General features: G+C 67.7%; 20 protein-coding genes and 1 pseudogene. 17 read left to right on the top strand and 4 right to left on the bottom strand.

Features of this window, described 5'->3' with window-relative positions; all coding sequences use genetic code 11:
- Nucleotide 1 precedes the first annotated feature (1 nt).
- The 15 genes and pseudogenes from ARC63_RS11895 to ARC63_RS11965 all read left to right on the top strand — a co-directional run bounded on the left by ARC63_RS11895 (nucleotide 2) and on the right by ARC63_RS11965 (nucleotide 8,364).
- Nucleotides 2-391, top strand: a complete 390-nt coding sequence (locus ARC63_RS11895; RefSeq protein WP_024957596.1) for a hypothetical protein — start codon at nucleotides 2-4, stop codon at nucleotides 389-391.
- Entirely contained in the window at nucleotides 381-656 is a 276-nt protein-coding gene (locus tag ARC63_RS11900) for a hypothetical protein (protein WP_040006676.1), read from the top strand. Before ARC63_RS11895 ends, ARC63_RS11900 begins: the two co-directional genes overlap by 11 nt.
- Nucleotides 649-876 carry a hypothetical protein gene (locus ARC63_RS11905; RefSeq protein ID WP_008265784.1) on the top strand — a complete coding sequence of 76 codons (228 nt, stop codon included), beginning with the start codon at nucleotides 649-651 and terminating at the stop codon, nucleotides 874-876. The genes ARC63_RS11900 and ARC63_RS11905 overlap by 8 nt, the downstream gene beginning before the upstream one ends.
- A complete protein-coding gene (locus ARC63_RS11910; RefSeq protein ID WP_057503395.1) occupies nucleotides 873-1,352 on the top strand; it encodes a hypothetical protein in 480 nt (159 codons plus the stop codon). Before ARC63_RS11905 ends, ARC63_RS11910 begins: the two co-directional genes overlap by 4 nt.
- Entirely contained in the window at nucleotides 1,352-1,606 is a 255-nt protein-coding gene (locus ARC63_RS11915; protein ID WP_057503396.1) for a hypothetical protein, read from the top strand. The genes ARC63_RS11910 and ARC63_RS11915 overlap by 1 nt, the downstream gene beginning before the upstream one ends.
- Entirely contained in the window at nucleotides 1,603-2,214 is a 612-nt protein-coding gene (locus tag ARC63_RS11920; protein WP_057503397.1) for a DUF3164 family protein, read from the top strand. The genes ARC63_RS11915 and ARC63_RS11920 overlap by 4 nt, the downstream gene beginning before the upstream one ends.
- A 1-nt stretch (nucleotide 2,215) precedes the next feature.
- Entirely contained in the window at nucleotides 2,216-2,887 is a 672-nt protein-coding gene (locus ARC63_RS11925; RefSeq protein WP_057503398.1) for a hypothetical protein, read from the top strand.
- Complete coding sequence (locus ARC63_RS11930; RefSeq protein ID WP_064968336.1) at nucleotides 2,884-3,201, top strand: hypothetical protein; 318 nt, start codon at nucleotides 2,884-2,886, stop codon at nucleotides 3,199-3,201. Before ARC63_RS11925 ends, ARC63_RS11930 begins: the two co-directional genes overlap by 4 nt.
- On the top strand, nucleotides 3,188-4,096 hold the full coding sequence (locus ARC63_RS11935; protein ID WP_057503399.1) for a recombination-associated protein RdgC: 909 nt from the start codon (nucleotides 3,188-3,190) through the stop codon (nucleotides 4,094-4,096). The genes ARC63_RS11930 and ARC63_RS11935 overlap by 14 nt, the downstream gene beginning before the upstream one ends.
- 3 nt (nucleotides 4,097-4,099) lie before the next feature.
- Nucleotides 4,100-4,813 (top strand): DUF2786 domain-containing protein, encoded by a 714-nt coding sequence (locus ARC63_RS11940; RefSeq protein WP_082587862.1) that lies wholly within the window; start codon nucleotides 4,100-4,102, stop codon nucleotides 4,811-4,813.
- A 171-nt stretch (nucleotides 4,814-4,984) separates the two neighbouring features.
- The gene (locus ARC63_RS11950; RefSeq protein ID WP_057503402.1) at nucleotides 4,985-5,449 is read left to right on the top strand and encodes a regulatory protein GemA; all 465 of its coding nucleotides are present in this window, start codon (nucleotides 4,985-4,987) and stop codon (nucleotides 5,447-5,449) included.
- A 5-nt stretch (nucleotides 5,450-5,454) separates the two neighbouring features.
- A complete protein-coding gene (locus ARC63_RS11955; RefSeq protein WP_057503403.1) occupies nucleotides 5,455-5,802 on the top strand; it encodes a Mor transcription activator family protein in 348 nt (115 codons plus the stop codon).
- Nucleotides 5,803-5,841: 39 nt separating this feature from the next.
- Nucleotides 5,842-6,165, top strand: a complete 324-nt coding sequence (locus ARC63_RS11960; protein ID WP_057503404.1) for a phage protein Gp27 family protein — start codon at nucleotides 5,842-5,844, stop codon at nucleotides 6,163-6,165.
- Nucleotides 6,166-6,276: 111 nt separating this feature from the next.
- Nucleotides 6,277-6,369: pseudogene (locus tag ARC63_RS23260) on the top strand (BlaI/MecI/CopY family transcriptional regulator); the annotation flags it as partial.
- 3 nt (nucleotides 6,370-6,372) lie between these two features.
- Nucleotides 6,373-8,364 (top strand): M56 family metallopeptidase, encoded by a 1,992-nt coding sequence (locus tag ARC63_RS11965; protein WP_057503405.1) that lies wholly within the window; start codon nucleotides 6,373-6,375, stop codon nucleotides 8,362-8,364.
- A gap of 93 nt (nucleotides 8,365-8,457) precedes the next feature.
- Here ARC63_RS11965 and ARC63_RS11970 read toward each other — a convergent pair whose 3' ends face one another.
- The 4 genes from ARC63_RS11970 to ARC63_RS11985 form a co-directional block, all read right to left on the bottom strand.
- The gene (locus ARC63_RS11970; RefSeq protein WP_019336670.1) at nucleotides 8,458-8,772 is read right to left on the bottom strand and encodes an I78 family peptidase inhibitor; all 315 of its coding nucleotides are present in this window, start codon (nucleotides 8,770-8,772) and stop codon (nucleotides 8,458-8,460) included.
- Between the two features lie 78 nt (nucleotides 8,773-8,850).
- Nucleotides 8,851-9,873, bottom strand: coding sequence for a ribonuclease H-like domain-containing protein (locus ARC63_RS11975; RefSeq protein WP_049408928.1), 1,023 nt, complete (start codon nucleotides 9,871-9,873; stop codon nucleotides 8,851-8,853).
- Nucleotides 9,870-12,359 carry a DEAD/DEAH box helicase gene (locus ARC63_RS11980; protein WP_049408927.1) on the bottom strand — a complete coding sequence of 830 codons (2,490 nt, stop codon included), beginning with the start codon at nucleotides 12,357-12,359 and terminating at the stop codon, nucleotides 9,870-9,872. The genes ARC63_RS11975 and ARC63_RS11980 overlap by 4 nt, the downstream gene beginning before the upstream one ends.
- A 93-nt stretch (nucleotides 12,360-12,452) precedes the next feature.
- Nucleotides 12,453-13,556 carry a hypothetical protein gene (locus tag ARC63_RS11985; RefSeq protein WP_057503406.1) on the bottom strand — a complete coding sequence of 368 codons (1,104 nt, stop codon included), beginning with the start codon at nucleotides 13,554-13,556 and terminating at the stop codon, nucleotides 12,453-12,455.
- A gap of 240 nt (nucleotides 13,557-13,796) precedes the next feature.
- Between ARC63_RS11985 and ARC63_RS11990 the strand changes: the two genes are divergently transcribed.
- A complete protein-coding gene (locus ARC63_RS11990; protein ID WP_057503407.1) occupies nucleotides 13,797-14,315 on the top strand; it encodes a hypothetical protein in 519 nt (172 codons plus the stop codon).
- 40 nt (nucleotides 14,316-14,355) lie between these two features.
- Complete coding sequence (locus ARC63_RS11995) at nucleotides 14,356-15,030, top strand: hypothetical protein (protein WP_057503408.1); 675 nt, start codon at nucleotides 14,356-14,358, stop codon at nucleotides 15,028-15,030.
- Nucleotides 15,031-15,082 lie beyond the last annotated feature (52 nt).

Genomic DNA, 15,082 nt, shown 5'->3' on the forward strand with positions numbered 1-15,082 from the left:
CATGCAGCTGGCCCTGCTACCGCAAGAGCTGTCCCCACAGACGGTGCTTTTGCAGCTGCAGGGCCGTCGCGGCGCCGTCAACGGCATCACCGCCCGCGACCTGGTGCAGCAGATCACTTCACGTACCAGCACCGCCGACGAGCGCCGCCTGCGCCAGATCATCGAGCAGCTGCGGCGCGAGGGACACCCGATCTGCGCCCACCCGGCTCACGGCTACCACCTGGCCGCCAGTGCGGCCGAACTGGATCGCGCCTGCACCTTCCTGGTCGGGCGCGCCATGACCTCCCTGGAGCAGGTCAGCGCGATGAAGCGCGTTGCGCTCCCGGATCTGTACGGACAACTCGGGCTGGACAAGCCCGCTACCGACGAGGAATCCAACCATGAACCATGAACGCAATTCCGACGTGCTGTATGCCGCCGCCAACACGGCACGCGAGCTGGAGAACAGCGGCATCGAGATCCTGGGCCTGCACAGCAATGGCCGTCGCGCGGTGCTGATTCTGGACCGCCCTCCCACGATGGTGGGTGGCCACCTCAAGCGCCGCCAGCCCAACGGCAGCGGCGGGCAGGACCGCGTGATGGCCGCTGAGTACCAGGGCGTGCAGCTGGAGTGGACCCAGCGTCCTCCGATGCTGCGGGAGGTGGCTCATGGCTGAGCGCGGCCAGTTCCTGGTGGTCCCTGCTGAGTGGGTGGGTGGCGACACCTTCACCGACTCGGACAAGGCGATCGAAGACGCCCAGGCCCGCAGCAAGGTCGACGGCAAGCACCGCGCGGTGGTTTGCGTGGTCGCTCGCACTACGCCCAGCCCTGCACCGGTCATCGTGCTGACGCGTACGGAAGCCGGCATCACGCAGCCGCAGGTTGTTCAGCCATGAGCGCCGTCCCCAGCCCCGCGCTGCAGCATGCTATCGCCCTGTCGCTGGGCGGCAGCGTGGTCCGGTCTGACGACCTGATCGACCGGGTGATGGAGCACGGCTTCCAGTATCGCGGCTACGTGTCCAACGCGGTCGCCAAGGCGGTGCGATGCGGAATGATCCTGCGCGTTGGCGAAGGGCCGGCCCGCAACTACCGCCTCAACCCCGACTGGAAGATCGACCCGACGGCGTTGGCCGCCGCGCAGGCACAGCGCGTGCGTGGTACCCGGCCAGGGACGACAGGGACGCAGAAGGCCCAATCTGCTGCTGGCGGCTACAAAGGCCCCGCTTTCGACAAAGGCCCCCTGACGCCGTCCATCGGCACCGTATGCCAGTCCCAGGAGGATCTGGAAGGTGAGTTGCCGCCTTACCTCGGTGGCCGCCTGGTCGATTCGCTGCACAACCACTTCGATCGCATCTTCGGCGGGGTGGAGTGATGGCACGTACAGGCCGTCAGCGCTACGACCACTTGCGCGCGATGCGCTTTGCACTGTGGGCCCGTACACAGAACCCGCGCCAGCTCACCCCACAGCGCATTTCCGGCCTGCTCGGCATCTCGCTGGATGCCGCCCGCCGCTGGCGCGCCGACTGGTTCACCGCCAACAGCCCTATCCATGTCGAAGGCGTCCCGGACGTCCTTCGGCCCACTCAACCGTTTGTCACCCCCGCCGCCCAAGGAGGCGCCCAATGACCCCATCCATTCCCGAAGGCTACCGCGAGGACCGTAATGGTCGGTTGGTGCCCGAGGCACAGATCAAACCGATCGATCTGACGCGTGACCAGCTGGTGCAGGAGAAGATCCAGCGCGCCCTGGAGCTGCGCGAAGCCCTGCGCACCTTCAAAGCGGATACGTTCACCGATATCGGCGCGTTCGTGCAGCTCAGCGGCGAGCAGTACGGCGCCAAGATCGGCGGCGACAAGGGCAACGTCAGCCTGTATTCCTACGATGGCCGCTTCAAGATCCTGCGCGCCTGCCAGGACACCATCCAGTTCGATGAGCGCCTGCAGGCTGCCAAGGCCCTCATCGATGAGTGCCTGAACGACTGGACCGAAGGCTCACGCGCCGAGCTGCGCACCCTGGTCAACAGCGCCTTCAAGGTGGGCCAGGACGGCAGCATCAAGACGGCAGAGGTGCTGTCACTGCGCCGGCTGCAGTTCGATGACGCCCGCTGGCAGCGGGCAATGACCGCGATCAGTGATGCGGTGACGGTGGTGGGCAGCAAGACCTACGTGCGCTTCTACGAGCGCGATGCACGGGGTCAGTACCAGCCGATTTCCCTCGATGTGGCGGGGGTCTGACATGCCCAAGATCCGAGACACCTGCACCTTCCGCTTCGACGGCGTTCGCGGTGCACTGAATGCCAACACCCTGGTGCTGGCAGTGGCGATCGCCGACCAGGCTGCGCGTGCGAACGTGGAGATCCATGCTCCGTCCATTGAGCTGGACGGCGTGCGCGGCTACGACTCGACTTGCGGCTCTGTAAGCGGGCCAGTTCGCGGCAGCGTCCAACTGGCCTTGCAGTACATCGAGGCCCGAGGCGACGGGTTTCCCTGGCGACTGAAGCGCCACATTTCGCAGCCGACCCTGCTGTTCTTCGAGGAGCGTACCGACGTTGAGGTGGCCACCTCCGGCCCGCGCAACGCGTGCGTCAACTGCGACATGCCCACCGGCTTGGCGGAATCGCCGATGTGCGGTCCGTGCGCCCAGCGGGCGGTAGGTGCGATGGCGTCTACCACGGCTGACGCGATCCGGCGCATGGACGGGCTCGACTTCGTGTGTGGCCTGCGCGACCCGCAGACGAAGCGGAACGTGGCCACGGCCATTGCTCGCCAGGTTGGGCATGGCATGGCCGAGAAGTGCGAAGCCCAAGCCGAAGCGGCCCTCAACGCCATTCTCGAGCTGCTGCTCCACCCGCCGGTGCTGGTCTTGCAGCGCAGTGGCCCAATCAACCTCCTGGGGGTGCACTCGTGATCGCGTACTGCTGGGCCAATGGCCAGATCGGGTTCGGCACGAGTGTGCCGGACGGTGCGATTTTCATCGCAGAAGGAAGCGGCGCACAGCTGCGCAAGGTGATCAGCGTCGCAGCCAGGCACGGAAAGGGACTGCTGCAGGGGATGCTGCTTGTACCGGGCGTGCCAGAGGCGCAGACGCAGCGGGAAAAGGGTGACGCACTGGGCCTCTGGTTGGCGTGGTGTTCCCAGCATCCGCGCCGCCTGCGTTGGGGTGCAATGAGCGCCGCCAACGGTGGCACCAACTCAGAGGAGAACCGCCATGTTCGTGCGTAACCTGGTGCTGTTCCGCTTCCCAACCAGCACCGACTTCTCCGAAGTGGAGACGGTGCTGCCGTATGGCGTGCTGGAGCCGGTCGGCCCTCTGGAAATGAACTCTCGCGGCTTCATTTCCCCCTTCGGCCGCGAGGAGCAGGAGCACCTGTCCTGCCGGCAGGGCGACTTCCTTTGGCTGACCGTGGGCGGCGAGGACAAGATCCTGCCCGGCGCGGTGGTCAACCGTGCGCTGGAGAGTCGTCTTCAGGTCATGGAACAGGAACAGGGGCGTCGACCGGGTGGCCGTGAGCGCAAGCGCATGAAGGACGACGTCCTGCACGAGCTACTGCCCAAGGCCTTCGTCAAGAACAGCCGCCACGACGCTATTCTGGACCTTGCCAACGGCTATGTGGCCGTGGACACCTCCAGCCGCAAGGTGGCTGAGGCCTTCGTGTCCGATATTCGCGGCCTGCTCGGCAGCTTCCCGGCGATGCCGCTGAATGCCGAAGTCGCGCCGCGCTCGGTCCTGACCGGGTGGATCGCTGGCGAGCCTCTGCCGGAAGGCCTGTCCCTTGGCGAGTCCGCCGAGTTGCGTGATCCGGTCGAGGGTGGCGCCAAGGTGCGCTGCAGCGACCAGGAACTGCGCAGCGACGAGATCGACAAGCACCTGGATGCCGGCAAGCAGGTCACCAAGCTGGCCCTGGTGCTGGAGGACGCGCTGTCCTTCGAGCTGGGCGATGACCTGGTGTTGCGCAAGCTGAAGTTCCTGGACGGCGCGCTCTCCCAACTGGAGCAGGCCGATGCCGACGGCCGCCGCGCCGAGTTCGACGCCCGCTTTGCCCTGCAGAGCGGCGAGATCCGTCGCCTGTTCCTGATGCTGGAACAAGCCTTCCAGCTCTCTGGCCGGGAGGGTTGATCGATGACCCGTGATCAAGCTTTGCGGAAGATCCAGGCATGTCTCCGCCTGGCGGCCTCATCCAATGCCACCGAGGCGGCGACGGCACTGCGCCAGGCTCGGGCGCTGATGGACCGCTATGGCCTCACCGAGTCGGACGCGGCCACCAGTGAAATCGGCGATACCGAGGCCGCAACCGGCTTTCGTGGTGGTGATCTGCCCCAGTCGTTGATTGCCCTGGCCGCCTTGGTTGCCGATGGCTATAGGTGCCGCGTGATCGGCAATCGCCAGCGTGGGATGTCCTTCAAGGAAGAGCAGTTCATCTGGCAGGGCCGTACCACGCTCCGCTTCTTCGGTGCTGGTGCCGATCCTCAGATCGCCGCATATGCCTTCACCGTGCTGCGCCGCCAGTTGCAGCGCGACAAGGCCCGTCACGTTGCACGCGTTCGTAAGTTGGCGAATCGCCAGCGCCGCGCAGAAGAGTTTGCACTCGGCTGGGTGGCTGCGATCTACCGACTGTTCCCGCGTGCAGAGCTGCCGGAAGGGCGCCGTGAGTCTATCGACGCAGCGGTGAGCCTTCGTTGCGGCGAAGTTGAGGTCAGCACCGGCAAGCAAATCAAAGGTGGGCGGTCCAAAGCCGACGATTACGCCAGCGGCTATGACGCAGGGCGGCAGGCCAAGCTCAACCAAGGCCTGGAGGAAGGTCAGAAGAAGCTGGAGACGACCGGTGGCTACTGAACGAAGGGCTCCCCTTACCAAGAAGTCCCAGATCGCCGACGTCCTGACGGCTGGCGGCCGCATCGTGGCCGGATCCCGAGCCGGCCTGCTGCGGCTTCTGGATCAGTCCGGCCTGGAGGTTCCGGCGTGGCAGATCGCCCTCCGAGCCGCCCAGGCCGCAAGGAGCAAGGCATGACCCGCGCTCGCAAGGCCGGCGACGGCCGTAACCGGGTACTGGCCGCGATCCACGCCGGTGCCAAGAAGCTCAGCCTCTGCGAGGACGTCTACCGTGACCTGGTCGAGCGTGTATCCAGGGAGCATGGCGTTGCCCAGCGCAGCGCCGGCAAGTGCGATCGCCGGCAGCTCGATGCGATCGCCAATGAGTTGCGCCGCCTGGGTGGCATCCCCGCCAAGGCAGCGTATGCGGCCAAGCGCTGGGCCGGTCGTCCCAAGGGCGACCTGTCCCCGCAGCTGTCCAAGATCGAGGCGCTGCTGGCCGATTCGGGGCGCGAGTGGGAATATGCACATTCGGTGGCCCGCCACATGTTCAAGGTAGGACGCCTGGAATGGTGCAACCCGGATCAGCTGTCCAAAGTGATTGCCGCTCTTCAGATCGACGCCAATCGCCGTGCCCGGCGGGAGGCTCCTTCGGCATGAGGTCGATGGAGGCCCGCCGTAACGCGCTGTTGGACAATGCTGCTGAGGCGGCGGCCAAAGCTGCGCGGAAGTTCGGCCTCGATGACGATGCAGCCGAGCATATCGGAGCGGTAGTGGCCGATATGTTGGCCGAGAACTGGGGTGGCCAAACGATCTACTTTCCTCAGGATGCAGCCTTTAAGCTCACCCCTCGCGAGCGTGAGATACTCGAGGCCCAACGAACGGGCACAACGATCCCTGCCCTGGCGAAGCAGTACAGGATGTCCGAACAGGGCATTCGCAAATTGCTGGCTAGAGCCATCCTTCGGGATCGGAACCTGAACCAGATGAACCTGTTCCTCAACTCCCCTTGATTGCACCTTCCGAGAGAAGCTATGCCCAGACCGCCCAAAATGGCCACGTTGCCACCTGAAATTCTGGCCGAGGCACACGAAAGGTTGCGGAAGAACGGGTATTCCCAGTCTGTCGAGCTTTCCAAATGGCTGGCCGACCTCGGATTCTCGATCAGCAAGACGGCTATCAATGACTACTCCCAGCAACTTCGTACGCTTGATGCTGAGGGTGGGGGTGTCATCGCCACGATGATGCAGCGCCGCCGACAATCCGGGGCTTTGAACAGCAGCAAGATCGGTCTACTGGTCGAACTTGGCCAGCTGAGGGTCCGTGAGCATCAGATCCTCGCCGAGCTCGCGGCCTTGGAACGAGCAGGCGACTGATTGCACCAGGCGCAATCAGTCGCCGACGTAAGCGAGCGGTAGTCCCGCTTTGTCCGGGATAGTCCCGCATTTATCACGCCAGCGGCCCCCATATATCCCACCCCTGCACACTACCTGTCGCAGCGCCAGCAGGTCAGCGACAACGAGCTGGCCGAGCTGGAAGCGCTGGTTGCCCAACTCCAATCGCGTCGCCACGAGGGCTGAGCCATGGACACCACGATGCTGATCCCGATGCTGGAACGGCTGGGCTGGACCAGCCTGCAGACCGTGCTGCTGGTGGCCCTGGTGTATGGCCTGTGCCGCGCGCTGCCGTCGCTGTCGGCGGCCACCCGCTGCCGCCTGTGGTGGCTGGTCTCGCTGCAGGCCGTGCTCGGCCTGTTCTGGAGCCAGCCGCTGCAGCTGGCCTGGCTGCCGGCACCGCAGGCGGTGGCGATGACCGCCACCGACGTTGCCGCTGATCTGGTGTACCCACTGGCGCCGGAAGCCTCGGCGCAGCTGCTGGCCGCGATGCCGATGCCTGCGGCGGACGTGCCGGCGGTTGCGTGGTGGGCGGTCGCACTGGCTGCGCTGTGGCTGTCCGGCGTGCTGCTGATGGCGTTGCGCACCTTCGGTGAGTGGCGCCGCTGCCGCGCACTGCTGGCTGCGGCCCATCCCTGCGAGGACGAGGCGCTGGTGCAGGCCCTGCAGCTGGCCTCCGACGCGCACGGCGTGCGCCCTGCGCCGCGGCTGTGGATGAGCGCGCAGGTGGACTCGCCGCAGCTGATCGGGCCGTTCCGCCCAGTGCTGCTGCTGCCGGCCGGCGACAACGCCCTGCAGGGCGACGCGCTGGACCTGGCACTGACCCACGAACTGCAGCACCTGCAGCGGCGTGACCTGCAGTGGGGCCTGCTGCCCGCGTTGGCGCAGCACCTGTTCTTCTTCCACCCGCTGCTGCGGCTGTCGGTGCGCGAATACGCCCAGGCCCGCGAGGAAGCGGTGGATGCGGCGGTGGTCGGCCAGCACGGTGCCAGCCGCCAGGCCTATGGCCGCCTGCTGCTGCAGCTGGGCGTGGCACCGCAGCCGCACCTGGGCGTGGCCAGCGCCGCACCAAGCACCACCAGCCTCAAGCGTCGCCTGCTCTCGCTGCAGTCGCACCGGTCCTGTCCGCGTCTGCTGGCGATCGCGTTGACTGCCGCGGTGGTGGTGGTGGGCGTGGCGCCGATGCGGCTGGTCGCAGCGCCGGTGCCGCCGGCACCGCCCGCGCCGCCGGCTGCACCGAAGGCCGTGGTGCCCCCGCCGCCGGCGCCGAAGGTTCCGCCTGCTCCGCCGATGTCGGCGCGCGCGCCGGCGGTGCCGGTGGCCCCTGCGCCGCCCGCCGAGCCCGCCGACGTCGAGGAGCTGTCCGGCCCGGACGATGCGGATGTGGCGGTTGACGTGGATGTCGACGTCGACCCCGGCATCGACGCCGGCCGCAGCACCTCGCGCAGTTCCTCCATCACCACCTACGGGCGGCTGGATCTGAGCACGTCGCCGCCGCAGGCGTTCGTGCTGGTCGATGGTGATTCAACCTTCGCCAACGGCGGCATCGACGACGTGACGCTGGCGCGCAAGCAGCTCGGCAAGGGACCGGCGCTGTGGTTCCGCCAGGGCAGTGAGCGCTACATCGTGCGTGACCCGATGCTGGTCCAGTCGTTGCAGCGTGCTTACGCCGGTGCGTCCGACCTGGGGCAGCAGCAGAGCGCACTGGGTCGCCAGCAGAGTGCGCTTGGTCGCCAGCAGAGCGCACTCGGCAAGCAGATGGGCGAGATGGGCCGGCTGCAGGGCGAGGAGGCGCGCCGTATCGCGTTGGTGGCGGTCGAGGCTGCGCGCAGTGCGATGAGCGCGCACGACATCAATCGCGAAGCCGCCGCCGAAGCCGCGAAGGCGGCACGCGGGGCGACCAGCGACGCCGCAGTTGCGCGTGAAGCCGCCCGTGAGGCGGCCGCCGAGGCACGTCGCGCGATGCAGGAAGCCCGCAGCCAGGCCGCACAGTCCAGCCGCACCCGCGACATGAACCGCTTGGCCAGCCAGCAGGCCGAACTGGCCAGCCGCCAGGCGGCGCTGGGCAGCCAGCAGGCCGCGCTGGGCGAACGCCAGGCGCAGGTGCACGCGCGGGCGGCACAGCAGGCGCAGCTGGTGATCGCCCGCGCATTGGCCAGCGGCAAGGCCGAGCGCCTCTGAAAACGGCGGCAGCGCCGGGCCATGCCCGGCGAGCGCAGCGGCACACCTGAAGAGGGAAGGCGCCGGGCATGGCCCGGCGCTACCAGCGGAACATCAACCGCAGCTGGCGCGCTCGATCTTGTTCTGCGCGTCCACCTGCACGGTCACGCGGTCCTGGCGGAAGTCCATGGTCACCGCCATGCCGGGTTTGACTACCCGCGCACCGCGCGCGCCGCTGTCAGCCACCAGCTTCTTGATCGTGGCTTCGTCGGCGGTCTTGCCGGTGAAGGCGTCCAGCGCCTCCGGCCTGCATTCGTGCGCGGCATCGGCCACGGGCGCCGGCGCGGGATCGTGGGAGGTGCTGCTGCCAGCGTGACTGCAGGCGGCCAAGGGCAGGATGGCGAGCAGGACCAGGGGACTGAGGCGCATCGTCGGGCTCCAGGCGTGGATGGTGGCGGCAGTGTCACCGCTGTCACCGTCAGGGCATGTCAACGCGGCCCTGCGCCGTTACTGCCCGACCAGTGCCAGCGTCTCGCGCTCGCGTTGCTCCTCGCGTACCAACCGTTGCAGCAGCAGGGCCAGGGTCACTACGTCCTGGTGATTGTGGTCGGCCACCCGGCGCAGGTTCACCGCGTCGCCGCCACGCAGGAAACGCAGCCATGCGCCCGGGGCTTCCGAGCCCGGCAGGTCGTCCTCGCGCACCACGCGCAGCAGCTGGCGTTCGATGGTGGACAGCTTGCAGTTCTCCCACGTGCCGCGATAGCGGCGGCGCGTGGGATAGAGCAGGTCGACGTGATCCAGTGCGGTGATCGGGCAACGTTGCCGGGCCAGCCGGTAACGCGCTTTCAGCAGCGGTGCGTCATAGCTGCGGCCGTTGTAGCTGCAGAACACGGTGGACGGTTGCAGCCAGCCGGCGAAAGTGGCCAGCATCGCGTCCTCGGCGGCCATCGTGGCCATCAGCAGCTGGCGGATGCGCAGGCCTTCGCCACGCTGTGGGCACACATGCCAGTCCGCAGCGCCGATCATGAAGGCGCGGGTGCCGGTGCCGCCGGCCAGGCCGGTGGTCTCGGTATCGAAGAACAGCAGGTCGCGCGCGGCCACGTGCTCGCCGTCGCGACGGGCGAAATCCAGCGACAGCGGCTGTGCCGGGATCGCCTGCGGCTGCAGCGATTCGATCAGGAACAGGCCCGGTGCGATCTCCTCACCTGGCAACTGACGGTCCTGTGCGCTGGCGCGAGCAGGTGCGGGGCCGCCGCGCGTGCGCAGGCCGAGCAGGCGATGCAGGCTGCCCACTTCGGGCCGACGCAGCGCGGACGGCGCCGTGGCAGGTGCCGCAGCGCCGGTCGGCTTGTGGCGGATCTCCTGCTCGACCCAGGCGAACACCGAACGCTCGGCCGGTGGTTGCCGCGCATCGTTGGCGGCCACGGGTGCCGGTGGCGCAGGGGGCACGTCGGCCGCAGCCGGTGTGCTCGCCTTCGGGTCGCCGGCCTGCCTGCGCAGCAGGCGCAGCTTGTCCAGGCTCAGGCTCACGGCGCCAGCAGCTCCATCGGATCGCGCACGGGCACCACCACGTCGGGTACATGCTGGCAGGCATCGGCATCGAACAGGTCGAGCACGCGCAGTGCCAGCGCGCGCGGCGAAGTCTCATCCTCTTCCTGCGCGGCCAGGACGGGGCCGACACAGGCCGGGCAGCCGGCCTTGCAGTCGCAGCGCTGCACCAGTTCGCGCGCGCGCTGCACCAGTTCGGCCTGGCGCTGCCACAGCGGTTCGCTGAGGCCGACACCCCCGGGGAAGTTGTCGTACAGGTACACGGTGGGCACGAACTCCTGCAATAGCTCGACAACGCCAGGATCACCCTCGCTGCCACGCAGCTGGCCACGGCCGCTCTGGTCGGCGATCGCGAACCAGGAACCATCGCCGTTGCCGACCGACTTCTGCAGGTCGCGCGCATCGGCCATCACCGCCACGGTGGCGACGATGTGCAGCGCATACGCTGCGCCGAGGAAGCCATCCAGCGCATCCTGCTTGCTGGCGAACGCGCGCAGCAGCAGCGCCTGTGGCAGCTGCCACCACACCGCCGTGGTGTGCAGTTCCTGGTCGGGCAGGTTCACCGGCCCGTAGCCGATGTTTTCGTGGGTGTAATAGCGGATCTTCTTGTAGCCGGCTACGCGGCGTACCACGTGCACTTCGCCGTGGTGCGAATCACCACGGCCGGCCACGCCGCCATCGAAGCGGTCGAGCACCTTGAGCTTGGTGAAGTCGATGCTGTCGGTGTAGTAGTCCACGTGGGTGCGGGTGACGTAGGCCTTGCGCCCGTCCCAGTCCAGCGTCTCCACCTGGTACGGAGTGGACTGCACCATGTGGATGGCGCCTTCGTACAGGGTGAGTGCGGCGGCGGAATAGTCGACTTCGGCGATGATCTGCTGGCGGCCATCGCTGCGGTCGACCACCACGAAGTTGCCGTCGGCCACCGCGCGCAGGCTGACCGCATTGGCGGGATAACTGTCGGCGATCCATTCCCAGCGCTCGCCTTCGCGGTGGATCACTTCGGTCTCGGCCAGCGCTTCCAGGAACACTTCCGGATCGATCGGGCCGAAGCCATCGCCGACCCGGAACGGCAGCTCGAAGGCTGCGCAACGGATGTGGTCGAACAGGATCAGCGGCTGGTCCGGCGCGATGCGCGCGTGCTCGGGCGAGGCTTCGGCGAAGAAGTCCGGATGTCGCACCACGTACTGGTCCAGCGGCTGCGAACTGGCCACCATCACCCCCAGCGCGGGCTGCTGGCGGCGACCGGCGCGGCCGAAGCGCTGCCAGGTGGCGGCCACGCTGCCGGGGTAGCCGTTGAGGATGACCACGTCCAGGCTGCCGATATCCACGCCCAGTTCCAGCGCCGAGGTGCTGACGATGCCGTCGATGTTGCCGGCACGCATCGCGCGCTCGGTCTCACGCCGCTCGGTGGGCAGGTAGCCACCGCGGTAGGCGCGGATGCGCGGCGGCTTGCGCGGGTCGTGGTCGAAAATATCCTTCAGGTACTTGGTCAGCACTTCCACCATCAGGCGTGTCTGCGCGAACACCAGGGTCTTCAGCCCGGACTTGATCGCGATGCGCGCGATGCGGTTGCTCTGCGATCGCGCCGAGGCGCGCAGGCCCAGGTCCGGATTGATCACCGGCGGGTTCCACAGCAGCACCTGCTTCGGCCCGCTGGGCGCACCGGATTCGGTGATGGCGGTGACCGGCGCTTCGATCAGCGCCTCGGCATGTGCCTGCGGGTTGCCGATGGTGGCCGAGCACAGGATGAACTGCGGTTGCACGCCATAGAACGCGCAGATGCGCTTGAGCCGCCGCAGTACATTGCTGACATGGCTGCCGAACACCCCGCGGTAGGTGTGCACTTCGTCGATGACGATGTAGCGCAGGTTCTCGAAGAACTGCGCCCACTTGGTGTGATGCGGCAGGATCGCCTGGTGCAGCATGTCCGGGTTGGAGACCACGATGTCGCCGTGCAGGCGGATGGCCTGGCGTGCATCGCCGGGGGTGTCGCCGTCGAAGGTGAAGGCCTTCACCCCGAGGTCGCCAGCGCGGTTGAGTTCCAGCAGCTCGGCCACCTGGTCCTGGGCCAGTGCCTTGGTCGGGAACAGGTACAGCGCCTTGGCTTTGTCCTGCATGGCCGCACTGACCACCGGCAGGGTGTAGCACAGCGACTTGCCGCTGGCGGTGGGGGTGACGATGGCCACGTGTTCGCCGCGCTGGCTGGCCTCCCACGCCTCGGCCTGGTGGCTGTAGAGCTGTTCGATGCCACGCGCCTTCAGCGCGGCGGCCAGCGCCGGCGGCACCGACCCGGGAATGGGCGCGTAGCGGCCTTCGCGGCCGGGAATGGCGAAGCTGCCGGTGATGCGGTCCTGGTAGCGGCGCTGCAGGCGCGCGCTGAGCAGGGCGCCGTCGCGGGCGGGCAGGCCGTCGCGGGTAGCGAGCTTCTGCTCGGCGTCGGCGGTGCGCTTGGCGAGTTCGTAGGCCATGGAAAGTGGAGCCGGGACGGATTGCGAGGGGTCACATGGCACCACATCCACGTCTCAGGATGTGAGACATCGCGCGCGAAGGGCGTGAACCGTTCAGTGCCACGGGTCCGGACGCTGCGCGATGTCCGCGTCAAGCGCCTCGCTGCGGCGGAGGAACTGCACCATGCAGACCACAGACCGCACCGCATGCCAGCCCAACGCCAGCAATGCCACCGCCTGCCAGCCAGACGCAAGCGGCCAGCCCGGCTCCAGGCGCTGCGACCACGGCATCCAGGCGGCGCCGAAGACCAGCACGCACAACAGCAGGCCCAGCCACGCCAGTTGCCAGAACCCTCCCGTGGGCGGATAGCGCCGTCGGTCGCTGGCCAGGCACCACGCCGTGCCAGCGCCCAGCACTGCGCCGTCACAGGCGCGCACATCCAGCAGCATCGAGCGCCCGCGGGAGAATGCCGCAGCGTGCTCCCAATTCTCTGGAAGCTGCACACGCCGGTCATTGCCCAGCAACCACACCCGTGATGTCTGGGCAGTACGCTGGTGCGCGCGCAGGCGCCCGCGTACCCGCAGCACGCGCTGCGCTGTCGCAGGGCCGTTGCGGCGAGGGAAGCCCAGCCAGGCCGCAAGACCGGCGATGGCGAGCAACGGCATGGCGAGCAGGCCCGGGACGCCGGTGGCGGCCCACAGCGCCAGTGCGGCAATCAGCAGCGGGGACGGGCGCAGGCCGGGACCCCGTCGCATCGAGATTTCTTCGGGTGTCTCCAGGCGCTCGCCACAGACGCGGCTGGTGGCTGCATCCGGCCGTGCAGCAGCGATGGTGAAGCCATTGAGACGCACCACCATGGCCACGTGATCACCCAGTACCACGTCAGCTTCATTGTCTTCCGAGAGGTAGGGCCATGCCTGTCTTGGCACCAGCACGGGAATGCCACCCAGGAAGCCGTCACCGACCGGGAAGCTGTTCCGCCACGCCCCACCGGTGAAGGCGCCATGCAGCCGCTTTACCTGGTCGTCGTGGTCGCAGCCGGTCAACGCGCGCACCGGTGCCAGTGCCATGTGTTCGTCCGCGCCCAGCGTCCGCAGCGTGCTGCTGCGGCGCAGCGAGGCGAGGCCGGTGCGGACACGCGATGTCCATTCGGCGGCGGTCGCGGTGACCACCAGGCACACGACCGCCAGACCCACCAGTACTGCCGCGCGCGACATCAGCAGGCGACTGGCCGACGCGGCGGGCGTGTGGAGGGAGCTGTCATCAGGGATGGGGCTTACCGGGAAAACCGCAGGATGCCGTCCCCGCCTCCCGAGGGGAATGAAGTTCGTTGCAAACTTCGGCGCCCAGGCCGCGCAGCGATGATGCGTGACACACCCTGAATGCCCCCGCCGATGCCAACGAAATCTGAAGCCCGCATCCGTATCCTTGTTCACTGGACGCAACCAACAGGGTGGATGGCTGTGGCACAACGTGGAACGCAGGGAGTACTGCTGGCCAGCCTGTTGCTGGCGGGCGTCGCGCAGGCGCAGCAGGCAGCGCCGGTAGCGGTGTCCGATCCTGTGCCCGCTCCCCCTGCTGATGCCCCGGCAGCACCTGCCGCGCCGATCTCCACCACCCTGCCGCAGGACAATGTCACCACACTCGGCGAAGTGCGTGCGCTCAAGCCGGAAGACGAGCCGCTGGACCTGTACCGCTTCAAGAATCCGGTGAAGTTCGGCGACAACCGCTTCAGCCGCGACTGGAGCGAACCGCCTTCGCCGGAGCAGGTCAGCATGGGCGGCGGCTACATCATGATGGGCGTGGTCAAGGGGGTGATGGCGGCGGCCAAGGGGATCAACAAACTCACCGGCGGACCTGCGCAGATCCAGGCCGCCGTGGCGCGGCCACCGCCCGAGCTCAGTGCCGAGCAGCAGCAGCGTGCGCTGCGGTTCTCCCAGGAGCAGGATGCCGGTGATGCACCGCCGGTGAAGTAGACCGGTATATCCTGCTGGCTCCCCCACCGGTAGGGCTGCCATGTTCCTGCGTTCGATCTGCCTGTTGGCCGCATTGCTGCCGGTCTCCGCCTTCGCGGATGGCATTGCCGATGATGGCGCCTGCCGCAATGGCGCGTTTCCCTCCGAACAGAGCCGGTTCGCCCTGGCGCGGGTGGTCGATGCACCCCGTCTGTATCTGCTGGGTGACATGGATGGCTGCCCGGCGAAAGGCGAACCGGCCTGCCGCCAGCGCAGCTATGTGGTCAATGGCGATACCGTGGTGACCGGGCGCGACCTGGGCCGCTATCGCTGCGCGTTCTTCCCGAACAAGGTGGGTGGCAGCGCCGGTTGGGTCGACCGCAGCAAGCTGCAGGCGTTGCCGGTGGTCGTGCCAGGGCTGCAGGATTGGGCGGGCGAGTGGAAGGATGGCGACAACGGCCTGAAGATCCGCGTGCAGGGCGGGCAACTTCATGTGGAGGGTGACGCCTACTGGCCCTCAGCCAACCCCACACCGGAACAGCGTCCCTACGGGCCGAACATGGGCCAGGTGGAAGCGCGGGCGACGCCGCGTGGTGCTGATGTGGAATTCGTCGAGGACACCTGCAGGGTGCGAGTGCATTCGCTGGGTGAGGTGCTGATCGTGGCCGACAACAGCGAATGCGGTGGCATGAACGTGCGTTTCAACGGTGTGTACCGGCGCGCCGGAAAACGTTGAAGGGCGCATGAGGGATGGGGCCAGTAGATCCACGCCACGCGTGGGTGCGGGC

Origin of the sequence: Stenotrophomonas geniculata ATCC 19374 = JCM 13324, from assembly GCF_001431625.1 — a bacterium.
Taxonomy (GTDB): Bacteria; Pseudomonadota; Gammaproteobacteria; order Xanthomonadales; family Xanthomonadaceae; genus Stenotrophomonas; species Stenotrophomonas geniculata.